Raw genomic sequence first — 22590 nt, 5'->3', positions numbered from 1 at the left:
AGAGCCGGAATTGGGAACGGAGTTAATCTGTAGTAATTGCTAGAGCCCCTCACCCCAGCCCTCTCCCAATGTAAAGACAGGGGTCTACATGGACACCTGTTAAGGAAGAGGGAGCTGGTACGCCGTTGTCATCCAGGCAAGAGTCATGCCTTCCATGAGTTGATACGGTGTTGTCATCGGGTACTGAGTTATCCCTGGAGCACCGACCCTTTCATTTACCGATGGTCAGGTCGTGAGAGAAATACCCGCTGGCACGTTCGGTCCCCTCTCCCTGTGGGAGAGGGCTAGGGTGAGGGGCCATGACCAGCACGATGCTTAATCAGGCCTCAGCATCTTTCTGCTGTAGTGCCACCAGGTGTTCACGCAGTGCGCCTTCAATCGGCAGTGCCCGCTGGGTTTTCAAATCGATACAGACAAAGGTCAGCGTCGCGTCGGCGACCACTGTCCCCTCCGGCTCCAGCAATACCTGCTGGCTCAGCACGCCGCTCTTGCCATTGAGTTGCAGCATCTGGCTATCGATACGCAGCTTATCCCCCAATACGGCAGGCTTACGATAATTGATATTGATGTTCACCACGATAAACGCGATGTTGTTTTGCGTCATCCAGTGGAAAGCATCCAGATCCTCCAGCCATTCCCAGCGCGCCTCCTCCAGGAATTCCAGATACCGGGCATTATTAACGTGTTGATAGACATCAAGATGATAGCCACGAACTTTGATATAAGTCTGCATAGTGAAACAACCGCTCCTGCTCTGGTGATAGCGAATTAATACCGGCATACCCGTTCAGTATTATCCCTCCTTGCTGGCAGCATGCTTGTACCGCAGGGCTTGGCAAAGAGTTTGCGATGGATGACTGGTATGACCTGTAAAATGTAGCAGAGCAGCGCGGCTGCGAGGGCACTTTGCCACGCAGCCGCGAGCGGGATCACATTTTCAGCCGATCACGATTTCTTTCCACCAGGGAGGGACCGATCCCCGGCACCTCCTGTAGCTGGTCTATTTCACTAAACGGCCCGTTCTGTTCGCGGTAGCGCACTATGGCCTCTGCCTTTTTCAGCCCTACGCCGTTCAACACGGTGGCTAGCGCCTCTGCATCTGCCTGGTTAATACTGACCTTGGCTTCACCTTCGCCTGGCGCTTCAGGGCTGACCTTAGGCGACACCACCGCGGCCTGTGGTTGCCCCTGAGAGGGTTTCTCTGCAGCAATGGCCGAGCTCCCTATCAGGCCAAACAGCGCCGCCGCCAAGAGTAGCTGGCGGATAACGGTAAAACGGATAATGGCTTTATTTTCGCTAAGTTGCATGCTGTATCCTCCTTGTGTTTGACAGCAAGGTTACCTTGCCGCAGCGGCGGAAGATCGGCAAATGGCAGAGTTTAAATGTGGAAAAGGCCGCGAAAGCGGCCTTTGAGTATTGCAAGCTGTTGCAAAGAAATGCGGTGCTTATTCCCGTCCACTGTAGGGAGGAATACGGGCGCAGCATGCTGCACCCCCTACAAAACCAGAGAGCGGAGATTACGGCTGTTGCTGCTCAGCGGCACCCATTTTGATCTTGGCTTCTTTGCGCAGGTTAGTCAGCAGGGCATCGAAGGTCACGCTAGCGCTCCCTTTTTCCATGTTGCTGACAAAGGTTTTCATTTCGTCTGCAGGCAGAGTGCCTGGCTTAACGCTATCCAGGGCAATCAACACCACGTTCCCTTGAGCATCCTGTGACATGCCGTAAACCACTTTACCGGCTTCCGGGTGCGGCAGAGCGAATACGGCTTCCACCAGTTGACTGTCTTCCGGGGCACGCGCCATTTTCTGTACGCTGCCGAAGCTCAGACCAGCGGCTTTCATCGCCTCATCGCCTTTACCCTGCTTCAACTCAACCAGCAGTTTCTCACCCTGCAGCTTGGCTTCTTGCAGTGCCTTGTTGTGTTTGACCATCGCGGTTACGCGATCTTTCACTTTGTCGAAAGGTTCAATCCCTTCCGGCTGATGGGCCACAACGCGAACCACGAACGCACGGTCACCGTCAACGGTGATGACGTCAGAGTTGCTGCCTGGTGCGCCATTCTCGCCAATCAGTGAACCATCGAAGATGGCTTGCACAACCGGCTTGAAGTTCAACGCAGCAGGTACCGAGTCACGGGTAAACCATTCGGTGTTAGCCGCCTTGATACCCGCAGCTTCTTCCGCTGAGGCCAGGGACTCGTTATCGCTGGTCGCCGCCTCGCTGACTTTCTGCTGCAGCGCATAGTAGGCATCTACCGCTTTTTCCTGCTTGAGCTGCTTGGCGATAGCATCATGCACTTCGCTCAATGGCTTCACCAGCGCTGGCTTGATATCGTCCAGGCGCACGATCAGGTAACCCACTGAAGACTTCACTACGCCAGACAGTTGGCCTTTCTCGGTGAGGTTTGCCTGTTTCAGTTCGTCTGCCGTGGTGTCTGGTTCCATCCAGTCCATTTCGCCACCGGTACGGCGCGAGATGATGTCGGTAGATTTCTCTTTCGCCAACGCAGCGAAATCGCCACCGTTTTTCAGCTCTTCCAATACCGCTTTGGCATCCGCTTCGGTTTTCAGCTGGATCACGCTGAATTTTTTGCGTTCCGGCTGGCCAAAGCTGCTCTGGTGCCCATCGTAATAGGCGCTGATATCCGCTTCGGTAACGGTCACAGTATCCTTCAATGCCGCGGCATCCAGCGGGATAAAGCTCACTTTCACCTTCTCTGGCGCGATAAAGCTGTTTTTATTCTGCTCGAAGAAGGCCTTCAGCTCTTCGTCGGTGACGGTTTGCTTGGCCATCATGGCATTGAGATCGATCGTCGCCAGACGCACGTCGCGCTCTTGCAGAACCAGGGCAACCATAGACTGTGCTTCGCTTGGTGGGACGATATCGGAACCGCCGAAGCCCTGGATCATCTGCTGGTTGATTAACCGCTGGCGTGTGTATTGCGCATATTGATCTGCGCTAAAGCCCGAACGGGTAATCAGGTCGAGATATTTGGCGTTGTCGAACTTGCCGTCCGTCTGGAAATAGCTTTCTTGACGGATGGCCTCTTTCACCTGATCGTCACTGGCGCTCAGGCCCAGTGTCTTCGCGTACTGGTCCAGCAGCGACTTGTCGATCAGTTGAGACAGCACCTGCTGGCGCATCTGCTGCATGTAGCCTTCGTTGCCAGCCATGGCAGAGAAACGGTCACCCAGTTCCTGCTGCATCCGGCTACGTTCACTCTGGAAAGCCTGTTCCAGCTGGGCGCGTTCGATCACCTGGCCATTTACTTTCGCAGCGTAATCGCCGGCACTTCCCTGATAGCTGACTACTCCAGTCAAAAGAAATGACAAGATAATCAGCCCCAGGATGATTTTTAGCACGACGTGGTTAGCAGCCGCGCGTAAATTGTCCATCATAGTGTGACAACACTCCGCTGTGATGTGGATTAACAACCCTTGTGCAGGCGCGTTCCCTGCGACAAAAATAAAAAAAGCGCATCAACCTGATGCGCCTTATATCTTACCTTACCAATACCGCTGCGTCAGGTGATTGTTTACCGGCGACGCGATGCGATTAAACGCCGTAATCAGTTTACTGCGTCTTTCAGAGCTTTCCCTGCACGGAAAGCCGGAACTTTGGCTGCCGCGATTTTGATCTCTTTACCCGTTTGCGGGTTACGGCCGGTACGAGCTGAACGCTCACGCACGGTGAAAGAACCGAAACCAACCAGAGCCACGTCATCCCCTTCTTTCAAGGAATCGGTAACGGAAGCAATAATGGCGTCCAAAGCACGCCCTGCTGCCGCTTTAGAAATATCAGCACCCGCGGCAATTTTGTCGATCAGTTGTGACTTATTCACTCTATCATCCCCTCTAGAATTCAAAACGTCGCACCGAAAAAATCCCTACGGTTACGACAGCGCTGCTGTTATATCAATCCCGTCGTGCCTTGGCAAGCCACCAAACGGCAGCGAAACGCGAGCCGACAGGGATCTAACTTAGCGGCACAAAAAAATACTGGCAAGTCCGAATTGGCTTGCCAGCATGAGTTTTATCAATGGTTTTTGCTATACGTCACTATTTTACCGCTACCGGCTGTGCGCCGAAGGCCGGATTGACCAGTGCAATGTTCAAAACTTCATCGATTCGCTGTACCGGATGGATCTCCAGATCGGCAATGACGTTGTCCGGGATCTCTTCCAAATCGCGCTTGTTCTCGTAAGGGATCAGCACGGTTTTGATACCGCCACGGTGTGCCGCCAGCAGTTTCTCTTTCAGGCCGCCAATCGGCAACACATGACCACGCAAGGTGATCTCACCGGTCATCGCCACATCGGCGCGCACCGGGTTGCCTGTCAGGCAGGAAACCAGCGCGGTACACATGGCAATACCGGCGCTTGGGCCGTCTTTCGGCGTTGCCCCTTCCGGCACGTGGACATGGATATCACGTTTTTCATAGAAATCGGCGTTGATGCCCAACTTCTCTGCACGTGCACGTACCACGGTCAACGCAGCCTGGATAGACTCCTGCATCACTTCACCCAAAGAACCGGTGTAGGTCAGCTTGCCTTTGCCCGGTACGCAGGCAGTTTCGATGGTCAGCAGATCGCCGCCCACTTCCGTCCACGCCAGCCCGGTGACCTGGCCTACGCGGTTTTCGGTGTCTGCACGGCCGTAATCAACACGCTGAACGCCCAGATAGTCCTTGAGGTTCTCGCCGTTGATCTCGATGTGTTTGAGCTTCTTGTCCATCAGCAGCGACTTGACCGCTTTACGGCACAGCTTGGAAATTTCACGCTCCAGGCTACGCACCCCGGCTTCACGGGTGTAATAGCGGATGATGCCGATAATGGCACTGTCATCTACCGTCAATTCACCTTTCTTCAACGCGTTGCGTTCAAGCTGCTTCGGCAACAGGTGCTGTTTGGCGATGTTCAGCTTTTCGTCTTCGGTGTAGCCAGAAAGACGGATCACTTCCATACGGTCCAGCAGCGGTGCCGGGATGTTCATCGAGTTCGAGGTCGCTACGAACATCACGTCGGACAGATCGTAATCCACTTCCAGATAGTGATCGTTAAACGCCACGTTCTGTTCCGGATCCAGCACTTCCAGCAGGGCTGAAGCCGGATCGCCACGCATGTCGGATGACATCTTGTCGATCTCATCGAGCAGGAACAGCGGGTTTTTCACCCCAACCTTGGCCATTTTCTGGATCAGTTTACCCGGCATGGAGCCGATGTAAGTCCGGCGGTGACCGCGAATCTCTGCTTCGTCACGTACGCCGCCCAGCGCCATACGGACATATTGGCGGCCGGTCGCGCGAGCGATCGACTGCCCCAGCGAGGTTTTACCCACGCCAGGAGGCCCTACCAGACACAGGATTGGCCCTTTGATTTTGCTGACGCGGCTCTGCACTGCAAGATACTCAAGGATGCGGTCTTTGACGCGCTCCAGGCCGTAGTGATCGGTATCAAGCACTTCCTGCGCCTTGAGCAGGTCTTTTTTCACCTTGCTGCGCGCATTCCACGGCACCTGGATCATCCAGTCGATATAGCCACGCACGACGGTCGCTTCCGCAGACATCGGCGACATCATTTTCAGCTTTTGCAGTTCCGCTTCGGTTTTCTCACGCGCTTCTTTCGGCATTTTGGCCGCTTCGATCTTGCGCTTCAACGCCTCGTGTTCATCCGGCGTGTCGTCCATCTCGCCCAGTTCTTTCTGAATCGCCTTCATCTGCTCATTCAGATAGTACTCGCGCTGGCTCTTTTCCATCTGTTTCTTGACGCGGTTACGGATGCGCTTCTCAACCTGTAGCAGGTCAATTTCCGACTCCATCATCGCCATCAGGTACTCAAGACGCTCGGTGATATCGAACATTTCCAGCACCGACTGCTTGTCGCTGAGCTTCAGCGGCATATGCGCAGCGATGGTATCCGCCAGGCGTGCAGCGTCGTCGATGCTGTTCAATGACGTCAGCACCTCCGGTGGAATTTTTTTGTTCAGCTTGATGTAGCCTTCAAACTGATTGATCGCCGTGCGCACCAGGACTTCCTGCTCACGCTCGTCGATAGCCGGTGATTCAAGATATTCAGCCTGGGCAGCGAAGTGTTCGCCGCTGTCGGAAAGCGTGGTAATACGCGCACGCTGTAAACCTTCGACCAGCACCTTGACCGTGCCGTCCGGCAGTTTCAGCATCTGTAAAATCGATGCAACGGTACCGACCGAGAACAGATCGTTAATGCCAGGTTCATCCGTCGAGGCCTCTTTCTGCGCCACCAGCATGATCTTTTTATCGTGATCCATTGCGGCTTCGAGGCACCGAATCGATTTTTCCCGGCCAACAAACAACGGGATCACCATGTGCGGATAAACCACCACGTCGCGCAATGGCAACACGGGGATTTCAATGCGTTCGGAACGCTCAGGGTTCATAGAGCTCTCTCTTAGTTTAATTTCCGCCAGGATTAGGGGGATCTCATGAGACGCCAGCATCAAACGTTTCACAAAATCTGGATTATGAGTATATGGGGATGAATCTCTGACATTCAACGGTAACAATGTAGAGAAAAAGAAAAGGGGGATAAAATCCCCCTTTTACGATTAACTTTCTGGTTTGACTGGCTAATTATTCGCCAGAAGCCTGCGCTTCCGGCTTGCCGTAAATCAATAACGGCTTGGATTGGCCAGCGATCACCGATTCGTCGATCACCACTTTATCTACGCTTTCAAGCGACGGCAGATCGTACATGGTGTCCAGCAGCGCGCCTTCGACAATCGAACGCAGACCACGGGCACCCGTCTTACGCGTCATGGCCTTCTTGGCGATGGCGTTCAGCGCTTCCTCACGGAATTCCAGATCGACCCCTTCAAGATTGAACAACGCCTGATACTGCTTAGTCAGGGCGTTTTTCGGCTCTTTCAGGATCTGGATCAGTGCCTCTTCGCTCAGTTCGCTGAGGGTGGCAACCACCGGCAGACGACCGATGAATTCCGGGATCAGGCCAAATTTGATCAAGTCTTCCGGCTCTGCCTGCAACAGCAGTTCGCCTTCGGTGGCTTTTTCAGATTCACCCTTCACCGTGGCACCAAAACCGATACCGGAACCGGTGTTAACACGCTGGCCAATCACCTTATCCAGGCCGGCAAACGCACCGCCACAGATAAACAGGATCTTGGAGGTGTCCACCTGCAGGAACTCCTGCTGCGGATGTTTACGTCCACCCTGTGGTGGGACCGCCGCGATCGTGCCTTCGATCAGCTTCAGCAGCGCCTGCTGCACGCCTTCGCCCGAAACGTCACGGGTGATGGACGGGTTGTCTGACTTACGTGAAATCTTGTCAATTTCATCGATATAAACGATGCCGCGTTGGGCTTTCTGCACGTCGTAGTCGCATTTCTGCAACAGTTTCTGGATGATGTTTTCCACGTCCTCACCCACGTAACCGGCTTCGGTCAACGTCGTGGCATCGGCCATGGTGAAAGGCACATCCAGGAAACGTGCCAGCGTTTCTGCCAGCAAGGTTTTGCCGCTACCGGTTGGGCCGATCAGCAAAATATTGCTTTTGCCCAGTTCGATGCCATTGCTGGTATCGCCGTTACGCAGGCGTTTGTAGTGGTTATAGACCGCCACCGCCAGCACTTTTTTCGCCTGTTCCTGGCCGATAACATAATCGTCCAGGTGGTGACGAATTTCGTGCGGTGTCGGCAATGAATTACGCTCGCGATGCGGCGCAACCTCTTTAATCTCTTCGCGAATAATGTCGTTACACAGATCAACACATTCATCGCAGATATACACTGACGGACCGGCAATCAGCTTACGCACTTCATGCTGGCTTTTGCCGCAGAAAGAGCAGTACAGCAACTTTCCTGAACCGTCTTTGCGCTTATCTGTCATGAGTCAAACCTCTTCTTTTGTCTTTGTCCCGCACCATTACGCGGCGACAATGCGCCCAAACTTTATACCGGGAACGCCGATAACGCTGTTTAAAGCGAGCCAGGCCCGCTCTGAATACTATAGCCTATCGGCCCGCAAGCCGCGCGCTACCCATAACCCTTCAGGCGGCTGGTACGCTCTACAGCTTGCGGCCCTTTGGGTATAGTTTTAGCTGCGGTGCGTCAGAATGCTGTCGACCAGACCGTATTCTACCGATTCTTCCGCCGTCATGAAGCGGTCACGTTCGGTATCACGTTCGATCTGCTCCAGCGATTGGCCGGTATGCTGTGCCATCAGCTCATTCATGCGAGCCTTCACCTTCAGGATCTCACGCGCATGGATTTCAATATCCGTTGCCTGGCCCTGGTAGCCGCCCAGCGGCTGGTGGATCATCACTCTGGAGTTTGGCAGGCAGAAACGCTTACCCTTGGTGCCTGCAGTCAGCAAGAACGACCCCATGGAACACGCCTGCCCCATACAGATGGTGCTGACGTCCGGTTTGATAAACTGCATGGTGTCATAGATTGACATACCCGCCGTGATCACGCCGCCCGGTGAGTTGATATACAGGAAAATATCTTTTTCTGGGCTTTCTGCCTCGAGGAACAACATCTGCGCCACGATCAGATTAGCCATATGATCTTCAACCTGGCCGGTCAGGAAGATAATGCGCTCTTTCAGCAGGCGGGAATAAATATCGTAAGAACGCTCCCCGCGCGAAGTCTGCTCTACCACCATCGGCACCAGTGCCATGTTAGGTGCAAATTGGTCTCGTTCGCCACTGTATGACATTACCGTCTCCTAATAGAAATTGCCTTGGCGCCATTGTCTGTCGATTCTACTTGAGAACGGCCATCATGACTACGTTCAAGCCATCGACAGGCTCCACACTGATTTGACGGCGCTATCATTCCGCCAGGCGGATAAAGCGGCCCATACTGTTGTAGGAATTGGGGGGTCACAGAGCGAATTTCAAGCCCGGTGAACAATTTCACCAACATCCCTGTGTGGCAGGCAAGGTCACAACCACTGGCCTTCCGCTACCGCCACTCATCCTCGTCCCAATAAATATAGTGCATATTGCCACAGTTAAGCCGAGATTAATCAGTCACGTGGCAAAAGAAAAGCCCGTAACCAAAGTTACGGGCCTTGTAAGGAACTCCCTGCTACGGCAATGGACCTGCCATCAGGCCGTTCCTGGCATCAACCAGCATTAAGCTTGTTGAGTCTGGTTCATCAGCTCGCTGAAGGTAGTGGCTTTTTCGGTCACTTTCGCTTTAGCCAGCAGGGCTTCTACCGCTTGTTCTTCCAGAGCAACGTTACGCATGTTGTTCATCAGCTCTTTGTTTTTGCTGTAGAACTCAACAACTTCGCTCGGATCTTCGTAGGCGGAAGCCATTTCTTCGATCAGGGTCTTAACGCGCTCTTCATCGGCTTTCAGATCGTTGGTGCTGATCACTTCGCCCAACAGCAGGCCGACCACAACGCGACGTTTGGCTTGCTCTTCGAACAGTTCGCGTGGCAGTTCCAACGCTTGCTTCTCGTTGCCACCAAAACGCTGTGCAGCCTGACGACGCAGAACGTCGACTTCGCCGTCGATCAGTGCCGCTGGCACGTCGATTTCGTTAGCGTTGACCAGACCGTCGATAGCCTGAGTCTTGATGCGGTTACGCACGGCGCCTTTCAGTTCGCGCTCCATGTTTTTACGCACTTCGGTACGCAGACCGGCGAGAGAACCATCAGCCACGCCGAAACGCTTGATGAACTCTTCAGTCAGTTCTGGCAGCTCGCGCTGTTCAACTTTCTTCAGCACGATAGCGAACTTGGCCGCTTTCCCTTTCAGGTTTTCAGCGTGGTAATCTTCTGGGAAGTTGACGTCGATGGTGAACTCTTCACCGGCTTTATGACCCACCAGACCTTCTTCGAAGCCTGGGATCATGCGGCCCTGGCCCATGGCCAGAACGAAATCGGCAGCTTTACCGCCTTCAAACTCTTCACCATCGATAGAGCCGGTGAAGTCAACGGTCACGCGGTCTTCAGCAGTGGCTGCGCCGTCGGTGTCTTTCCAGGTCGCTTGCTGCTTACGCAGAGTTTCCAGCATGGTATCAACATCGGCGTCGTTAACTTCAACTACAGGTTTTTCAACCTCGATGCTTTCCAGGCCTTTCAGCTCAACTTCTGGATAGACTTCGAATTCCACGGTGAAAGCGAAATCTTCGCCTTCTTTATACTCGCCCGGTACGTAGTTTGGTGCACCGGCCGGGTTGATTTTCTCTTTGATGATCGCGTCAACAAAGTTGCGCTGCATCAGATCGCCCAGCACGTCCTGACGGACGGAGGCGCCATAACGCTGTTCGACGATGTTCATTGGCACTTTGCCTTTACGGAAACCGTCGATACGTACGCTTTTAGCTGCGTTGATCAGCTCTTTCTTTACTGCCTGATTGATAACATCAGCGGGTACAGTAATAGAGAGACGGCGCCCAAGGCCTTGAGTGGTTTCTACTGAAACTTGCATCTTGTTACCTCAAAAAAATCACAGTGCTCGGTCAACTCCGTTCCAAGAACCAGGACGGCTACATTAAAAACCGAGTTCCCTGATGTCGAGAGCGTTCCGAAACCATTCCGGAAAAAATAGACGCGACATTATAGCGGCGCAAGCGTAGCTAGTCGAGGATGGCAAGGCAGCACTGGCGCGTTAAAAATCACACTTTTGCCGATTTTTCGCCCAAACACCTTGATGCCATGGCCATCAGAGCTGCAAACGCCTTCGGCTTTGTCGTCGTCAAAAACAGCAACGGCCCGCAGGCCGTTGCAAAATTCGTCAGTAGTAATACCTTAAATACGGGTAAAAGTTCCACTGATACCGTAAATTTTAGGTATTAAGCCAGTGTGCCCGCCCCACGACAAGGAGGTGAAGCCGGAACGGTATCCTGCAGCCCTTCCCACTCTTTCAAGGTATAGGTATGCAACGCCAGCGCGTGTACGCCGTTTTCCAGTTCCTCCGCCAACACGCCATAAATGGAGCGATGCCGGGTCAGGAAACGTTCGCCGACAAAGCGGTCGCTCACCAATACCACTTTGAAATGACTTTCGGATCCAGCGGGAACGTTATGCCGATAGCTCTCATCAGTCACTTCCAGATACGCGGGTTCAAACGCCGCCCTTAACTTTGCTTCTATTTGCTCGCGGATCATAGGATCTCCTTACAACACCGGCAGGCTACCAGGTTCTACTTTAATATTAGTCGGTTTTGCCCCCGCCAGAACATGGCTATCGTAAATCCCACCGCTCTTTGCTGTAAAAAACATCAATAAAAGCGGTTCAGTTGAGGTTTATCCGATTGAGCCGCTCTAAAAAGCCTGTTTTTATCCTGGTTGAGGAAAAATTTACGTCACGGCCACCTTCAACACTTCCCCCCGTTGTTGGCAATGCTATGATGGCGGCAATTTATCGTTGACTCTAGCGCTTTGATTATCAAGCACCCACAACCCTGCCCGCGGGCTTGAACAGCACCGGGTATAAAACCACGATTGATGAGACAGTCATAATGTTAAAAAAACTTTGTCTTCCGCTGCTGGCTGCACTGCTGTTGGCTGGCTGTGCTACCAGCACCAATACCCTGAACGTAACCCCGAAGATCGTGTTGCCACAGCAGGACCCAACCCTGCAAGGGATCACCATCAGCATTAACGGTGCCGATCAACGCCCAGACCAGGCGCTGGCCAAAGTGAACCGTGACGGCCAACTGATCACCCTGACCCCATCGCGCGATCTGCGTTTCCTGCTTCAAGAAGTGCTGGAAAAGCAAATGGGCGCGCGTGGCTATATGATTGGGCCATCAGGTGCAGTTGATTTGCAGATCGTGGTGAATACGCTGTTTGCCGACGTTTCCCAAGGCAACCTGCGCTACAACATCACCACCAAAGCGGATATTTCAATCATCGCGCAGGCGAAAAACGGCAACAAGCAGGTGAAGAACTACCGTTCTACCTATAACGTGCAGGGTGCCTTCACCGCCAGCAATGAAAAAATCACCGATGCGGTCAACACCGTGCTGGGTGACGTCATCGCCGATATGGCTCAAGACACCAGCGTCAACGACTTTATCAAGCAAAACGCACGTTAATCAGGCAATGCCTCGCGCTGCTCGGTTTACAGGGCAGCGCAGATCGGGATCTCATGTCGAAACAGTATCTGAATATTTTTACCCAGCGTAATTCCGTCATCCTGTTGGTGTTGGGCTTTGCCTCGGGGCTGCCGCTGGCATTGACCTCCGGCACGCTGCAAGCCTGGATGACCGTCGAAGGCCTAGATCTGAAAACCATTGGTATCTTCTCACTGGTAGGCCAGGCCTACGTATTCAAGTTCCTCTGGTCACCGTTTATGGATCGCTACACTCCCCCGTTCCTTGGGCGGCGGCGTGGCTGGCTGTTGATCAGCCAGTTGCTGCTGGTAGTGGCCATCGTGGCGATGGGGTTTATGAATCCGTCACAGCACCTGTGGTGGCTGGCCACGCTGGCGGTGGTGGTGGCATTCTGTTCTGCCTCACAGGATATTGTTTTTGATGCCTACAAAACCGATCTGCTGGCGGCCGAAGAACGCGGTGCCGGGGCCGCAGTGTCGGTACTGGGTTATCGCCTGGCGATGCTGGTTTCTGGCGGGCTGGCCCTGTGGCTGGCCGATCGCTATTTCGGCTGGCAGGCGACTTATTGGTTAATGGCCGGGCTGATGCTAATTGGCGTAGCCGCTACGTTGATGGCACCAGAACCGGACGACAGCATTCCTGCACCGCGCACCCTCGAGATGGCGGTAGTCGCTCCGCTGCGTGACTTCTTCGCCCGTAACAATGCCTGGCTGATCCTGTTGCTGATCGTGATGTATAAGATGGGTGACGCCTTTGCCGGGAGTTTGAGTACCACCTTTCTGATCCGCGGCGTCGGCTTCGATGCTGGCGAGGTCGGCCTGGTGAACAAAACGCTCGGTCTGTTTGCCACCATCGTCGGGGCCCTGTTCGGCGGCGTCTTGATGCAGCGTCTCAGCCTGTTCCGCGCGCTGATGCTGTTCGGCATTTTGCAGGCGGTATCCAACATCGGTTACTGGCTGTTGGCAATCACCGCTAAAAACATCCTGACGATGGGCAGCGCTATTTTCCTGGAAAACCTGTGTGGCGGTATGGGCACGGCAGCCTTTGTCGCCCTGCTGATGACCCTGTGCAACAAATCCTTCTCCGCCACCCAGTTTGCCCTGCTCTCGGCGCTCTCCGCCGTTGGCCGTGTTTACGTCGGGCCGATTGCCGGTTGGTTCGTGACCGCCCATGGCTGGCCACTGTTTTATCTGTTCTCCATCGCAGCTGCGGTTCCAGGCCTGTTGCTGCTGTTAATCTGCCGCCAGACATTGGAGTACACGCAACGTACCGACAACTTCATGCCACGCACTGAGTTTCGTGCCGCCTACCGCTGGGCATTGCGTCTGTTGGGCATCGGCTGCTCGCTGCTAGGCGTATGGCTGCTGTTGCTGATTGCCAACGCGCTGAATTGGACCAACTGGCCCGACCTCGCCGTGCAGCTCCTGCAAACCGGTGCCATGCTGAGCCTGGTGGGGATTATCATGGGCAGCCTGTTGGACTACCTGGCGTTGCGCCGAACGCAATTAGCGTGATTTTTTTGTTGGCCGATAAAATTCGGCCAACAAAAAAGCATCAGAAAAACGAATTTATTTCGTTAAAAATTTAATATTTTCGCCAAAGCTATTTTTTTACCCGAGTAAAACGCTCGGAAATAGATTTTAATTCACCTCAACAAAACAAAAATTTTACATTAAATAAACCTTTTTGCGCCTATTCAAACAGCGCCACCGCTGACGCCATATCCTGACATACCCTTGGTTTTCCATGACATAGCATCCCCCCGGAACGATTCAGCTCGCCAACACGTTGTTGCCATTAGTAAATTGTCACCTTACGTTACATGTGTGACCCCCTTAACAGAAAGTGTCAACAAGCCGCTGACACTCTCTTAAGTATGTTTACAGTACTGCAACCTTCCCGTAAAATGCCCGCACACATGAAACGACAATATAGAGCCTTGGTAATTGGGGTCGTTAGATGAGACTTAAGAAATACAATAAAAGTATTGGGATGTTATCCTTAATTGTTGCCACCGTTCTGCTAAGCGGTTGCGATATGGTGTTGATGGATCCCAAAGGAGCAATAGGTGTTGAGCAACGAAGACTGATCCTCACGGCAATCGGCTTGATGCTGATCGTTGTGGTGCCAGTGATCTTCATGGCATTTGCCTTTGCCTGGAAGTATCGTGCTTCCAACAAGAGCGCCAAGTACAGTCCGAATTGGTCACACTCCAACAAGATTGAAGCGGTCGTCTGGACCATTCCAATCATTATCATCGCCATCCTTGGCACCATAACCTGGAAAACAACCCACGCGCTGGATCCATTCAAGCCGATTGTCGCCGACAAAAAGCCAATGACCATCGAAGTGGTATCGTTAGACTGGAAATGGCTGTTCATCTACCCAGAGCAGGGTATCGCGACCGTTAATGAGCTGGCTTTCCCGAAAGATGTTCCCGTCGAATTCAAAGTCACCTCTAACTCGGTAATGAACTCGTTCTTTATTCCTCAGTTAGGTGGGCAGATTTATGCGATGGCCGGGATGCAGACCAAACTGCACCTGATCGGCAACGAGTCTGGGCAGTATAAAGGCATTTCCAGTGGTTACAGCGGTGCGGGTTTCTCCGGCATGAAATTTACTGCGATTGTTACTCCGACCGAAGGCGACTTCGATCAATGGGTTAACAAAGTGAAGGGGTCTCCTAATACCCTTGACACCACCAGCGACTTTAACAAACTGGCCGAGCCGAGTGAAAACAACCCGGTTGAGTACTTCTCCAGTGTCAAACCGAATTTGTTCAAAGAGACTATTGCCAAATTCATGGGTGATATGCACATGCACAAGGGCGCAGAAGCTTCGGCGCACCAGGGCATGGACATGAGCCAGGGTATGGACATGGGTGAACATGCTCACGCCGGAGCCGAGGAATAAACAGATGTTGGGAAAATTAACACTTGATGCGGTTCCGATTCATGAACCTATTGTCATGGTCACCGTTGCTGCCATTATCGTTGGTGGCTTGGCGCTGCTGGCGCTGATCACCTATCTCGGCAAATGGAAGTGGCTGTGGAGCGAATGGCTGACTTCTGTCGACCATAAAAAAATCGGTATCATGTACATCATCGTGGCTATGGTTATGCTGCTACGTGGTTTTGCTGATGCCATCATGATGCGTAGTCAGCAGGCGCTTGCGTCTGCCGGTGAGGCCGGATTCCTGCCGCCGCACCACTACGATCAGATCTTTACCGCGCACGGCGTCATCATGATCTTCTTTATGGCGATGCCTTTCGTGGTAGGTCTGATGAACGTGGTGGTGCCGTTGCAAATCGGTGCGCGCGACGTTGCCTTCCCGTTCCTGAACTCCCTGAGCTTCTGGTTCTTCGTGGTCGGCGTGGTCTTGATCAACATCTCTCTGGGTGTCGGTGAATTCGCACAAACCGGTTGGTTGGCCTATCCACCGTTGTCGGGTAAGGAATACAGCCCTGGCGTCGGGGTTGATTACTGGATCTGGAGTCTGCAGATTTCCGGTCTGGGTACCCTGTTGACCGGTGTGAACTTCTTCGCCACCATCCTGAAGATGCGTGCCCCTGGCATGCCGATGATGAAGATGCCTGTATTCACCTGGGCAGCACTGTGTACCAACGTGCTGATCATTGTCTCCTTCCCAATTCTGACCGTCACCATCGCGTTGCTGACCCTGGATCGCTATCTGGGTACCCATTTCTTTACCAATGATATGGGCGGCAACATGATGATGTACATCAACCTGATTTGGGCCTGGGGTCACCCAGAGGTGTATATCCTGGTCCTGCCAGTGTTCGGTGTGTTCTCTGAAGTCACCGCCACCTTCTCGAAGAAGCGCCTGTTCGGCTATACCTCACTGGTATGGGCAACCATTGCGATCACCGTCCTGTCGTTTATCGTTTGGCTGCACCACTTCTTTACCATGGGGTCCGGTGCCAACGTTAACGCCTTCTTCGGTATTGCCACGATGATCATTTCCATCCCGACCGGGGTGAAAATCTTCAACTGGTTGTTCACCATGTATCAGGGCCGTATTCAGTTCACTTCGCCAATGCTATGGACCGTGGGCTTCATCATCACCTTCTCCATCGGTGGGATGACCGGCGTACTGCTGGCGGTACCGGGTGCCAACTTCGTGCTGCATAACAGCCTGTTCCTGATTGCCCACTTCCATAACGTCATTATCGGTGGTGTGGTGTTCGGTTGCTTCGCAGGCCTGACCTACTGGTTCCCTAAATCCTTTGGCTTCCGTCTGAATGAGACCTGGGGTATCCGCGCATTCTGGTTCTGGATCATCGGTTTCTTCGTCGCCTTTATGCCGCTGTACGTATTGGGCTTTATGGGGATGACCCGTCGTATCAGTCAGAATATCGACCCTGAGTTCCACACGTTGCTGCTGGTTGCGGCTGGCGGTGCAGCGCTGATTGCCTGCGGTATCCTGTGCCAAGTGATCCAGGTTTACGTCAGTATCCGCGACCGCGAGCAGAATCGCGATCTGACCGGTGACCCGTGGGGTGCACGTACGCTGGAGTGGTCAACATCTTCACCACCTCCGTTCTATAACTTTGCCGTAGTGCCAGAAATTCACGATCGTGATGCGTTCTGGGACATGAAAGAAAAAGGTGAAGCCTATAAGAAACCAGCGAAATACGAGCCGATTCATATGCCGAAGAATACCGGCGCCGGTGTGATTATTGCTGGCTTCAGCTTGGTATTTGGTTTCGCGATGATCTGGGATATCTGGTGGATGGCGATTGCTGGCTTCGTCGGCATGATCGTGACCTGGATCGTCAAGAGCTTCGATGAAGATGTTGATTACTATGTGCCGGTTGATGAGATCGAGCGCATTGAAAACCAACACTATGAACAAATCAGCAAAGCAGGCGTGAAACATGTCAACTGATACTCTGACCAACCATAGCGCAGCCCATGCCGAGCATGGGCACCACGACGCAGGAGAAACCAAGGTCTTCGGATTCTGGGTTTACCTGATGAGCGACTGTATTTTGTTTGCGAGCTTGTTCGCAACCTATGCAGTACTGGTGAACGGGACCGCTGGCGGTCCCACTGGGAAAGATATCTTCGACCTGAATTTTGTACTGGTTGAAACTTTCCTCCTGCTGTTCAGCTCCATCACCTACGGTATGGCGATGATCGGCATGAACAAGGGCAAGGTAAGCAGCGTTAACACCTGGCTGTTCCTGACCTTCCTGTTTGGCCTCGGCTTCGTGGCGATGGAGATCTATGAATTCCATCACCTGATCGCCGAAGGTTACGGCCCAGACCGCAGTGCGTTCCTCTCCAGCTTCTTTGCGCTGGTGGGGACTCACGGTCTGCACGTAACCACCGGCCTGATCTGGATCATCATCATGATGATTCAGGTGAGCAAGCGTGGCCTGAACCCAACCAATAAAACCCGTCTGATGTGTCTGAGCCTGTTCTGGCACTTCCTGGACGTGGTCTGGATCTGCGTATTTACCGTTGTCTACCTGCTGGGGGTAATGTAAATGAGCCATTCATCCCATGATACCTCTCACGGCGGCGCAAGCCACGGTAGCGTGAAGTCATATCTGACCGGCTTTATCCTGTCGGTCATCCTGACGGTAATTCCATTTGCGATGGTGATGAGCGGCAGCGCCTCTCACTCCACCATCCTGGCGGTCGTGGTCGGCATGGCGGTTATCCAGGTGATCGTTCACCTGGTTTACTTCCTGCATATGAACACCTCATCGGAAGAGCGCTGGAACCTGGTGGCATTGCTGTTCACCGTTATGATCATCGGTATCGTTGTTGTGGGTTCACTCTGGATTATGTACAACCTCAACATCAACATGATGGTCGATTAAGAGCAGAGCTGGACGTGATGATTAAGCAATACCTGCAAGTAACTAAACCAGGAATTATTTTCGGTAATTTAATTTCTGTCGTCGGGGGATTCCTGCTCGCTTCCAAAGGGAGCATCGACTATCCCCTGTTTCTCGCCACCCTGTTAGGGGTCTCGTTGGTGGTTGCCTCGGGCTGTGTATTTAACAACTACATTGACCGCGACATCGACAAGAAAATGGAGAGAACGAAGAACCGGGTGCTGGTAAAAGGCCTGATCGCGCCGAGTGTGAGCCTGGTTTACGCTACCTTGCTGGGTATTGCTGGTTTTGCACTGCTGTATATCGCAGCCAACCCGCTGGCCATGTGGCTGGCGGTGATGGGCTTTGTGGTTTATGTCGGCATTTACAGCCTGTACATGAAACGCCACTCGGTATATGGCACGCTGATCGGCAGCCTGTCTGGAGCTGCGCCACCGGTTATTGGCTACTGCGCGGTCACTAACGAGTTTGATGCTGGTGCGTTGATCCTGCTGGCTATCTTTAGCCTGTGGCAGATGCCGCATTCCTATGCGATTGCCATCTTCCGCTTCAAAGATTACCAGGCAGCCAATATCCCGGTGCTGCCGGTGGTGAAAGGCATCTCTGTTGCCAAAAACCACATTACGCTCTACATCCTGGCGTTTATGATCGCCACGCTGATGCTGACCCTGGGCGGTTATGCCGGCTACAAATACCTGATCGTCGCAGCTGCGGTGAGCGTGTGGTGGCTGGGCATGGCGTTACGCGGCTACAAAGCGGAAAATGACAGCGTCTGGGCGCGCAAACTGTTTGTGTTCTCAATCGTGGCCATTACTTCACTTAGCGTAATGATGTCGATCGATTTCAGTGCCAGTGCTACACCAGAAACCCTGTTAACCTACGCTTGGTAAACAGCGGATGTCTGCGAATGGGCCGCTTAGCGGCCCATTTTATTTGTTTCAGAGAAAAGCACGCCAACTGTAATATCTGTTAAACAACATTCGATTTACCCCCCCTGCCCTTCGCACTAGAATGACGCAACTTTGCCGAGGCTATTCCAACAGGCTAAGTCCCCCCTACTTAGCCCGTTGGAATAGGCTTTACTGAGGTCAAGATGAACGACAATATAATGACGCCCCAAGAACGCCGTGCGACCTGGGGCTTGGGAACCGTATTCTCACTGCGCATGCTTGGCATGTTTATGGTGTTACCGGTACTGACCACCTATGGGATGGCGCTGCACGGTGCCAGTGAGGCCCTGATCGGCCTGGCTATCGGTATTTATGGCCTGGCGCAGGCGGTATTCCAGATCCCCTTCGGCCTGATTTCCGACCGCGTTGGCCGTAAGCCACTGATCGTCGGCGGGCTGCTGATCTTCGCCCTTGGCAGCGTGATCGCGGCCTTAAGCGACTCCATTTGGGGCATCATTCTTGGCCGTGCATTGCAGGGTTCCGGGGCGATAGCTGCTGCAGTGATGGCGCTGCTGTCGGATTTGACCCGCGAACAGAACCGCACCAAGGCGATGGCGTTTATCGGCATCAGCTTCGGTATCACTTTTGCTATCGCCATGGTGGTGGGCCCGATAGTGACCCATGCTTTCGGTTTGCATGCGCTGTTCTGGATGATTGCCGTGCTGTCACTAGCTGGTATCGCGATTACCTTGCTGGTCGTCCCTTCAGCCGACGAACACGTGCTGAACCGGGAATCGAGCATCGTGCGGGGCAGTTTTAGCAAGGTGCTGAACAATTCGCGGCTGTTGAAACTCAACTTTGGCATCCTGTGCCTGCATGTCCTGCTGATGTCCAGCTTCGTTGCCTTACCGTTGGCGATGGAAAAAGCTGGGCTGGCCGCTGCGGACCACTGGAAAGTCTATCTGGTCACCATGCTGGTTTCCTTCATTGCCGTAGTGCCGTTTATCATCTATGCGGAAAAATACCGCCGTATGAAGCAGGTCTTTATGGGCTGCGTGGCGGTACTGTTTTGCGCCGAGGTGGTGCTGTGGTTTTCTGGCCAGCATCTATGGGGCATCATTGCCGGGGTGCAGCTGTTCTTTATGGCGTTTAACGTCATGGAAGCCATCCTGCCTTCGCTGATCAGCAAAGAGTCCCCGGCGGGTTATAAAGGCACGGCGATGGGGGTTTACTCCACCAGCCAGTTTATTGGCGTGGCCATCGGCGGCAGCGTGGGCGGCTGGTTATATGGTTTTCAGGGAGCAGGGTTGGTCTTTATCGCCGGTGCGGTACTAGCCGCCGTCTGGTTTGTGGTCAGCAGCACCATGAAAGAGCCGCCTTACGTCAGCAGCCTGCGTATCACGTTGTCTGAACTGGCGGTAAAAGATTCGGCGTTACAAAGCCGTTTGCTGGCTCAGCCGGGGGTAGCGGAAGCGGTCGTAGTTCCCGAGGAACGCAGCGCTTACGTGAAGGTAGATACCAAACAGACCAATCGCGGTCAGTTGGAAGCCCTAATCGCAGCGCTTTAAAACAATAGGGCCGGTTTATCGGCCCTGCACAACTTAATCGCGGAAGTTTTTAAACTGGAACGGCTGCCCCAGATCGGCACCACGGATCAGCGCCATCACGCTTTGCAGATCGTCGCGTGCCTTACCGGTAACGCGGATTTCATCACCCTGGATCTGCGCCTGTACCTTCAGCTTGCTGTCTTTGATCAGCTTGACGATCTTCTTCGCCATTGAGCTTTCGATCCCCTGCTTGAGCTTGGCATCCACGCTGTAGGTTTTGCCACTGTGGGTCAGCTCTTCCGGAATTTCCAGCGCGCCGCCTTCAATGCTGCGTTTCATCAGTTTTTCGCGCAGGATATCCAGCAGTTGCTGCACCTGGAAGTCAGACTCGCTGGCGACCTTAATGCTTTCGTCTTTCTCGTTCAGCTCAAAGCTGGCCGGTACGTTACGGAAATCCCAACGGGTGCTGAGATCGCGGGTAGCGTTATCAACGGCGTTGCGAACTTCCTGCATATCAATTTCGGAAACGATGTCGAAAGATGGCATACTTCTCTTCCTCCTGAATGGGTGCTGTATGATTTCGTTGCCGTGCATGATACCCGCTTTGCGGTTTCAGGCAAAATTCAGATATACGCCTGAACAAGACGTTCAACAACAGAAAAGCCTATAATCAAAAGGATGCATCAGTGGTCTTTCCGAAAACCAGGGAGATGAAATGAAAATAACCATTCTTGGTTGCGGCGCGCTCGGACAACTGTGGCTAGCCAAACTCTATCAGCAGGGCCACGATGTACAGGGATGGTTACGGGTGCCCCAGCCATTTTGTGCGGTCAACGTCATTGAACCCGACGGCACCTCGTTTAACCGTAATTTACCCACCAACGATCCTGAACACCTGCGGCAAAGTGAGTTGCTGCTGGTCACGCTGAAAGCCTGGCAGGTTTCCAGCGCGGTGACGGCATTGCTGCCCAAATTAAACCCTCGCTGTGCCATTTTGCTGCTGCATAACGGCATAGGGACTCAAGAGGAATTGCCACCGCACAGCCAGCCAGTGCTTCAGGGAATTACCACCCATGCCGCACGCCACGATGGTAACACCATTGTGCACGTCGCCAACGGCACCACCCATATCGGCCCAACGACCCAGCAAGCCACCCATCTCAGCCATCTGGCAGAGATCCTGCACCAGGCTCTGCCCGACGTTGCCTGGCATAACAATATTGCTTCGGCCAGTTGGCGCAAGCTGGCGGTCAACTGCGTCATTAACCCGCTAACCGTGCTGTATGACTGCCGTAATGGCGATCTGCAACGCTATCCTGAGCAGATAGAGCTTATCTGCCGTGAAGTGGCTAGCGTGATGGAGATGGAAGGTCACCACACCTCGTGCGAAAGCCTGGTGTTCTATGTGATGCAGGTGATCCAGTCAACGGCGGACAACATATCCTCAATGCTCCAGGATATCCGTTCTCAAAGGCACACCGAGATCGACTACATTACCGGCTATTTGCTGCGTCGCGGACGCAGCCACGGCATTCCGCTGCCAGAAAATACCCGGCTGTTTGAAATCATTAAACGCAAGGAAAATAGCTATGAGCGCATCGGTATTGGTCTGCCTGGCACCTGGTAGTGAAGAAACCGAGGCCGTAACCACCATCGACCTGCTGGTTCGCGCCGGTGTCAAAGTAACGACCGCCAGCGTTGCCAGTGACGGTGGCCTGACCATCGTCTGCTCACGCGGCGTCAAGTTGCTGGCAGATGCCCCCCTGGTGGCAATTGTTGATGACCACTTTGACGCCATCGTCTTACCTGGCGGTATCAAGGGGGCAGAGTGTTTTCGCGATAGCCCGTTGCTGGTGGAAAAAGTTCGCCAGATGCATCTGCAAGGCAATATTGTCGCCGCCATCTGTGCGGCACCGGCCTTGGTATTGCAGCATCACCAACTGTTCCCGATCGGCAATATGACCGGCTTCCCTGGCCTGAAAGAGCAAATCCCGGAAGATCAGTGGATGGAAAGACGCGTCGTGTTCGACCCACGCGTCAACCTGCTCACCAGTCAAGGGCCAGGCACCTCGATGGAGTTTGCCCTGAAACTGATCGATTTGCTGTTGGGTAAGGCCAAAGCGGCTGAGATAGCGGCACAGCTGGTACTGATCCCCGGCATGTACGACTTCCGCGATTGAAGCAAGATTGGCAGGCCGGCTGGCCTGCCAAGCCAATGG

At 53.4% G+C, this 22590-nt stretch carries 20 protein-coding genes; 10 read left to right on the top strand and 10 right to left on the bottom strand.

Annotated features, from left to right (window positions below; genetic code table 11):
• Window positions 1-319: 319 nt before the first annotated feature.
• The 9 genes from AC6HVW_RS22440 to bolA all read right to left on the bottom strand — a co-directional run bounded on the left by AC6HVW_RS22440 (window position 320) and on the right by bolA (window position 11114).
• The gene (locus AC6HVW_RS22440) at window positions 320-733 is read right to left on the bottom strand and encodes an acyl-CoA thioesterase (RefSeq protein WP_024483947.1); all 414 of its coding nucleotides are present in this window, start codon (window positions 731-733) and stop codon (window positions 320-322) included.
• Between the two features lie 196 nt (window positions 734-929).
• Window positions 930-1307 carry a ComEA family DNA-binding protein gene (locus AC6HVW_RS22435; protein ID WP_071683011.1) on the bottom strand — a complete coding sequence of 126 codons (378 nt, stop codon included), beginning with the start codon at window positions 1305-1307 and terminating at the stop codon, window positions 930-932.
• A 210-nt stretch (window positions 1308-1517) separates the two neighbouring features.
• Window positions 1518-3398, bottom strand: a complete 1881-nt coding sequence (ppiD, locus tag AC6HVW_RS22430; protein WP_071683012.1) for a peptidylprolyl isomerase — start codon at window positions 3396-3398, stop codon at window positions 1518-1520.
• A gap of 170 nt (window positions 3399-3568) precedes the next feature.
• The gene (gene hupB / locus AC6HVW_RS22425) at window positions 3569-3841 is read right to left on the bottom strand and encodes a nucleoid-associated protein HU-beta (RefSeq protein WP_004954599.1); all 273 of its coding nucleotides are present in this window, start codon (window positions 3839-3841) and stop codon (window positions 3569-3571) included.
• 217 nt (window positions 3842-4058) lie between these two features.
• Window positions 4059-6413, bottom strand: coding sequence for an endopeptidase La (gene lon / locus AC6HVW_RS22420; RefSeq protein WP_021805482.1), 2355 nt, complete (start codon window positions 6411-6413; stop codon window positions 4059-4061).
• Between the two features lie 193 nt (window positions 6414-6606).
• Window positions 6607-7878: an ATP-dependent protease ATP-binding subunit ClpX gene (gene clpX, locus AC6HVW_RS22415; RefSeq protein ID WP_021180166.1), complete on the bottom strand. Its 1272-nt coding sequence runs from the start codon at window positions 7876-7878 to the stop codon at window positions 6607-6609.
• A gap of 207 nt (window positions 7879-8085) precedes the next feature.
• The gene (gene clpP, locus AC6HVW_RS22410) at window positions 8086-8709 is read right to left on the bottom strand and encodes an ATP-dependent Clp endopeptidase proteolytic subunit ClpP (protein WP_021180167.1); all 624 of its coding nucleotides are present in this window, start codon (window positions 8707-8709) and stop codon (window positions 8086-8088) included.
• A gap of 421 nt (window positions 8710-9130) precedes the next feature.
• The gene (tig, locus tag AC6HVW_RS22405; protein WP_021805483.1) at window positions 9131-10435 is read right to left on the bottom strand and encodes a trigger factor; all 1305 of its coding nucleotides are present in this window, start codon (window positions 10433-10435) and stop codon (window positions 9131-9133) included.
• A 364-nt stretch (window positions 10436-10799) separates the two neighbouring features.
• Window positions 10800-11114, bottom strand: coding sequence for a transcriptional regulator BolA (bolA, locus tag AC6HVW_RS22400; RefSeq protein ID WP_021805484.1), 315 nt, complete (start codon window positions 11112-11114; stop codon window positions 10800-10802).
• Window positions 11115-11467: 353 nt separating this feature from the next.
• Here bolA and AC6HVW_RS22395 point away from each other — a divergent pair, with 353 nt between their 5' ends.
• From AC6HVW_RS22395 to AC6HVW_RS22360, 8 genes are all read left to right on the top strand, one after another.
• Entirely contained in the window at window positions 11468-12046 is a 579-nt protein-coding gene (locus AC6HVW_RS22395) for a lipoprotein (RefSeq protein ID WP_021180171.1), read from the top strand.
• 53 nt (window positions 12047-12099) lie between these two features.
• On the top strand, window positions 12100-13578 hold the full coding sequence (ampG, locus tag AC6HVW_RS22390) for a muropeptide MFS transporter AmpG (RefSeq protein ID WP_021805485.1): 1479 nt from the start codon (window positions 12100-12102) through the stop codon (window positions 13576-13578).
• Window positions 13579-14023: 445 nt separating this feature from the next.
• The gene (gene cyoA, locus AC6HVW_RS22385) at window positions 14024-14977 is read left to right on the top strand and encodes a cytochrome o ubiquinol oxidase subunit II (RefSeq protein ID WP_071683014.1); all 954 of its coding nucleotides are present in this window, start codon (window positions 14024-14026) and stop codon (window positions 14975-14977) included.
• A gap of 4 nt (window positions 14978-14981) precedes the next feature.
• Window positions 14982-16973, top strand: a complete 1992-nt coding sequence (cyoB, locus tag AC6HVW_RS22380) for a cytochrome o ubiquinol oxidase subunit I (protein ID WP_059200014.1) — start codon at window positions 14982-14984, stop codon at window positions 16971-16973.
• Window positions 16963-17577 (top strand): cytochrome o ubiquinol oxidase subunit III, encoded by a 615-nt coding sequence (locus AC6HVW_RS22375; protein WP_071683015.1) that lies wholly within the window; start codon window positions 16963-16965, stop codon window positions 17575-17577. Before cyoB ends, AC6HVW_RS22375 begins: the two co-directional genes overlap by 11 nt.
• Window positions 17578-17916 (top strand): cytochrome o ubiquinol oxidase subunit IV, encoded by a 339-nt coding sequence (locus tag AC6HVW_RS22370; protein WP_021180176.1) that lies wholly within the window; start codon window positions 17578-17580, stop codon window positions 17914-17916.
• 17 nt (window positions 17917-17933) lie between these two features.
• Window positions 17934-18824 (top strand): heme o synthase, encoded by an 891-nt coding sequence (cyoE, locus tag AC6HVW_RS22365; RefSeq protein ID WP_186486904.1) that lies wholly within the window; start codon window positions 17934-17936, stop codon window positions 18822-18824.
• 203 nt (window positions 18825-19027) lie between these two features.
• Window positions 19028-20392 (top strand): MFS transporter, encoded by a 1365-nt coding sequence (locus tag AC6HVW_RS22360; RefSeq protein ID WP_186486902.1) that lies wholly within the window; start codon window positions 19028-19030, stop codon window positions 20390-20392.
• 33 nt (window positions 20393-20425) lie between these two features.
• On the opposite strand, the gene AC6HVW_RS22355 is transcribed toward AC6HVW_RS22360, so the two are convergent.
• Window positions 20426-20917 (bottom strand): YajQ family cyclic di-GMP-binding protein, encoded by a 492-nt coding sequence (locus tag AC6HVW_RS22355; RefSeq protein ID WP_024483937.1) that lies wholly within the window; start codon window positions 20915-20917, stop codon window positions 20426-20428.
• Between the two features lie 169 nt (window positions 20918-21086).
• Here AC6HVW_RS22355 and panE point away from each other — a divergent pair, with 169 nt between their 5' ends.
• Both panE and yajL read left to right on the top strand, forming a co-directional pair.
• Window positions 21087-21998: a 2-dehydropantoate 2-reductase gene (panE, locus tag AC6HVW_RS22350; RefSeq protein WP_021805488.1), complete on the top strand. Its 912-nt coding sequence runs from the start codon at window positions 21087-21089 to the stop codon at window positions 21996-21998.
• On the top strand, window positions 21961-22551 hold the full coding sequence (gene yajL / locus AC6HVW_RS22345; RefSeq protein ID WP_059200012.1) for a protein deglycase YajL: 591 nt from the start codon (window positions 21961-21963) through the stop codon (window positions 22549-22551). Before panE ends, yajL begins: the two co-directional genes overlap by 38 nt.
• The last annotated feature ends 39 nt before the right edge of the window (window positions 22552-22590 follow it).

The sequence above is a fragment of the Serratia sp. NCCP-200 genome (assembly GCF_059697885.1).
Note: the sequence above shows the minus strand (reverse complement) of the source record. Positions and strands in the feature narration are given on the sequence as shown.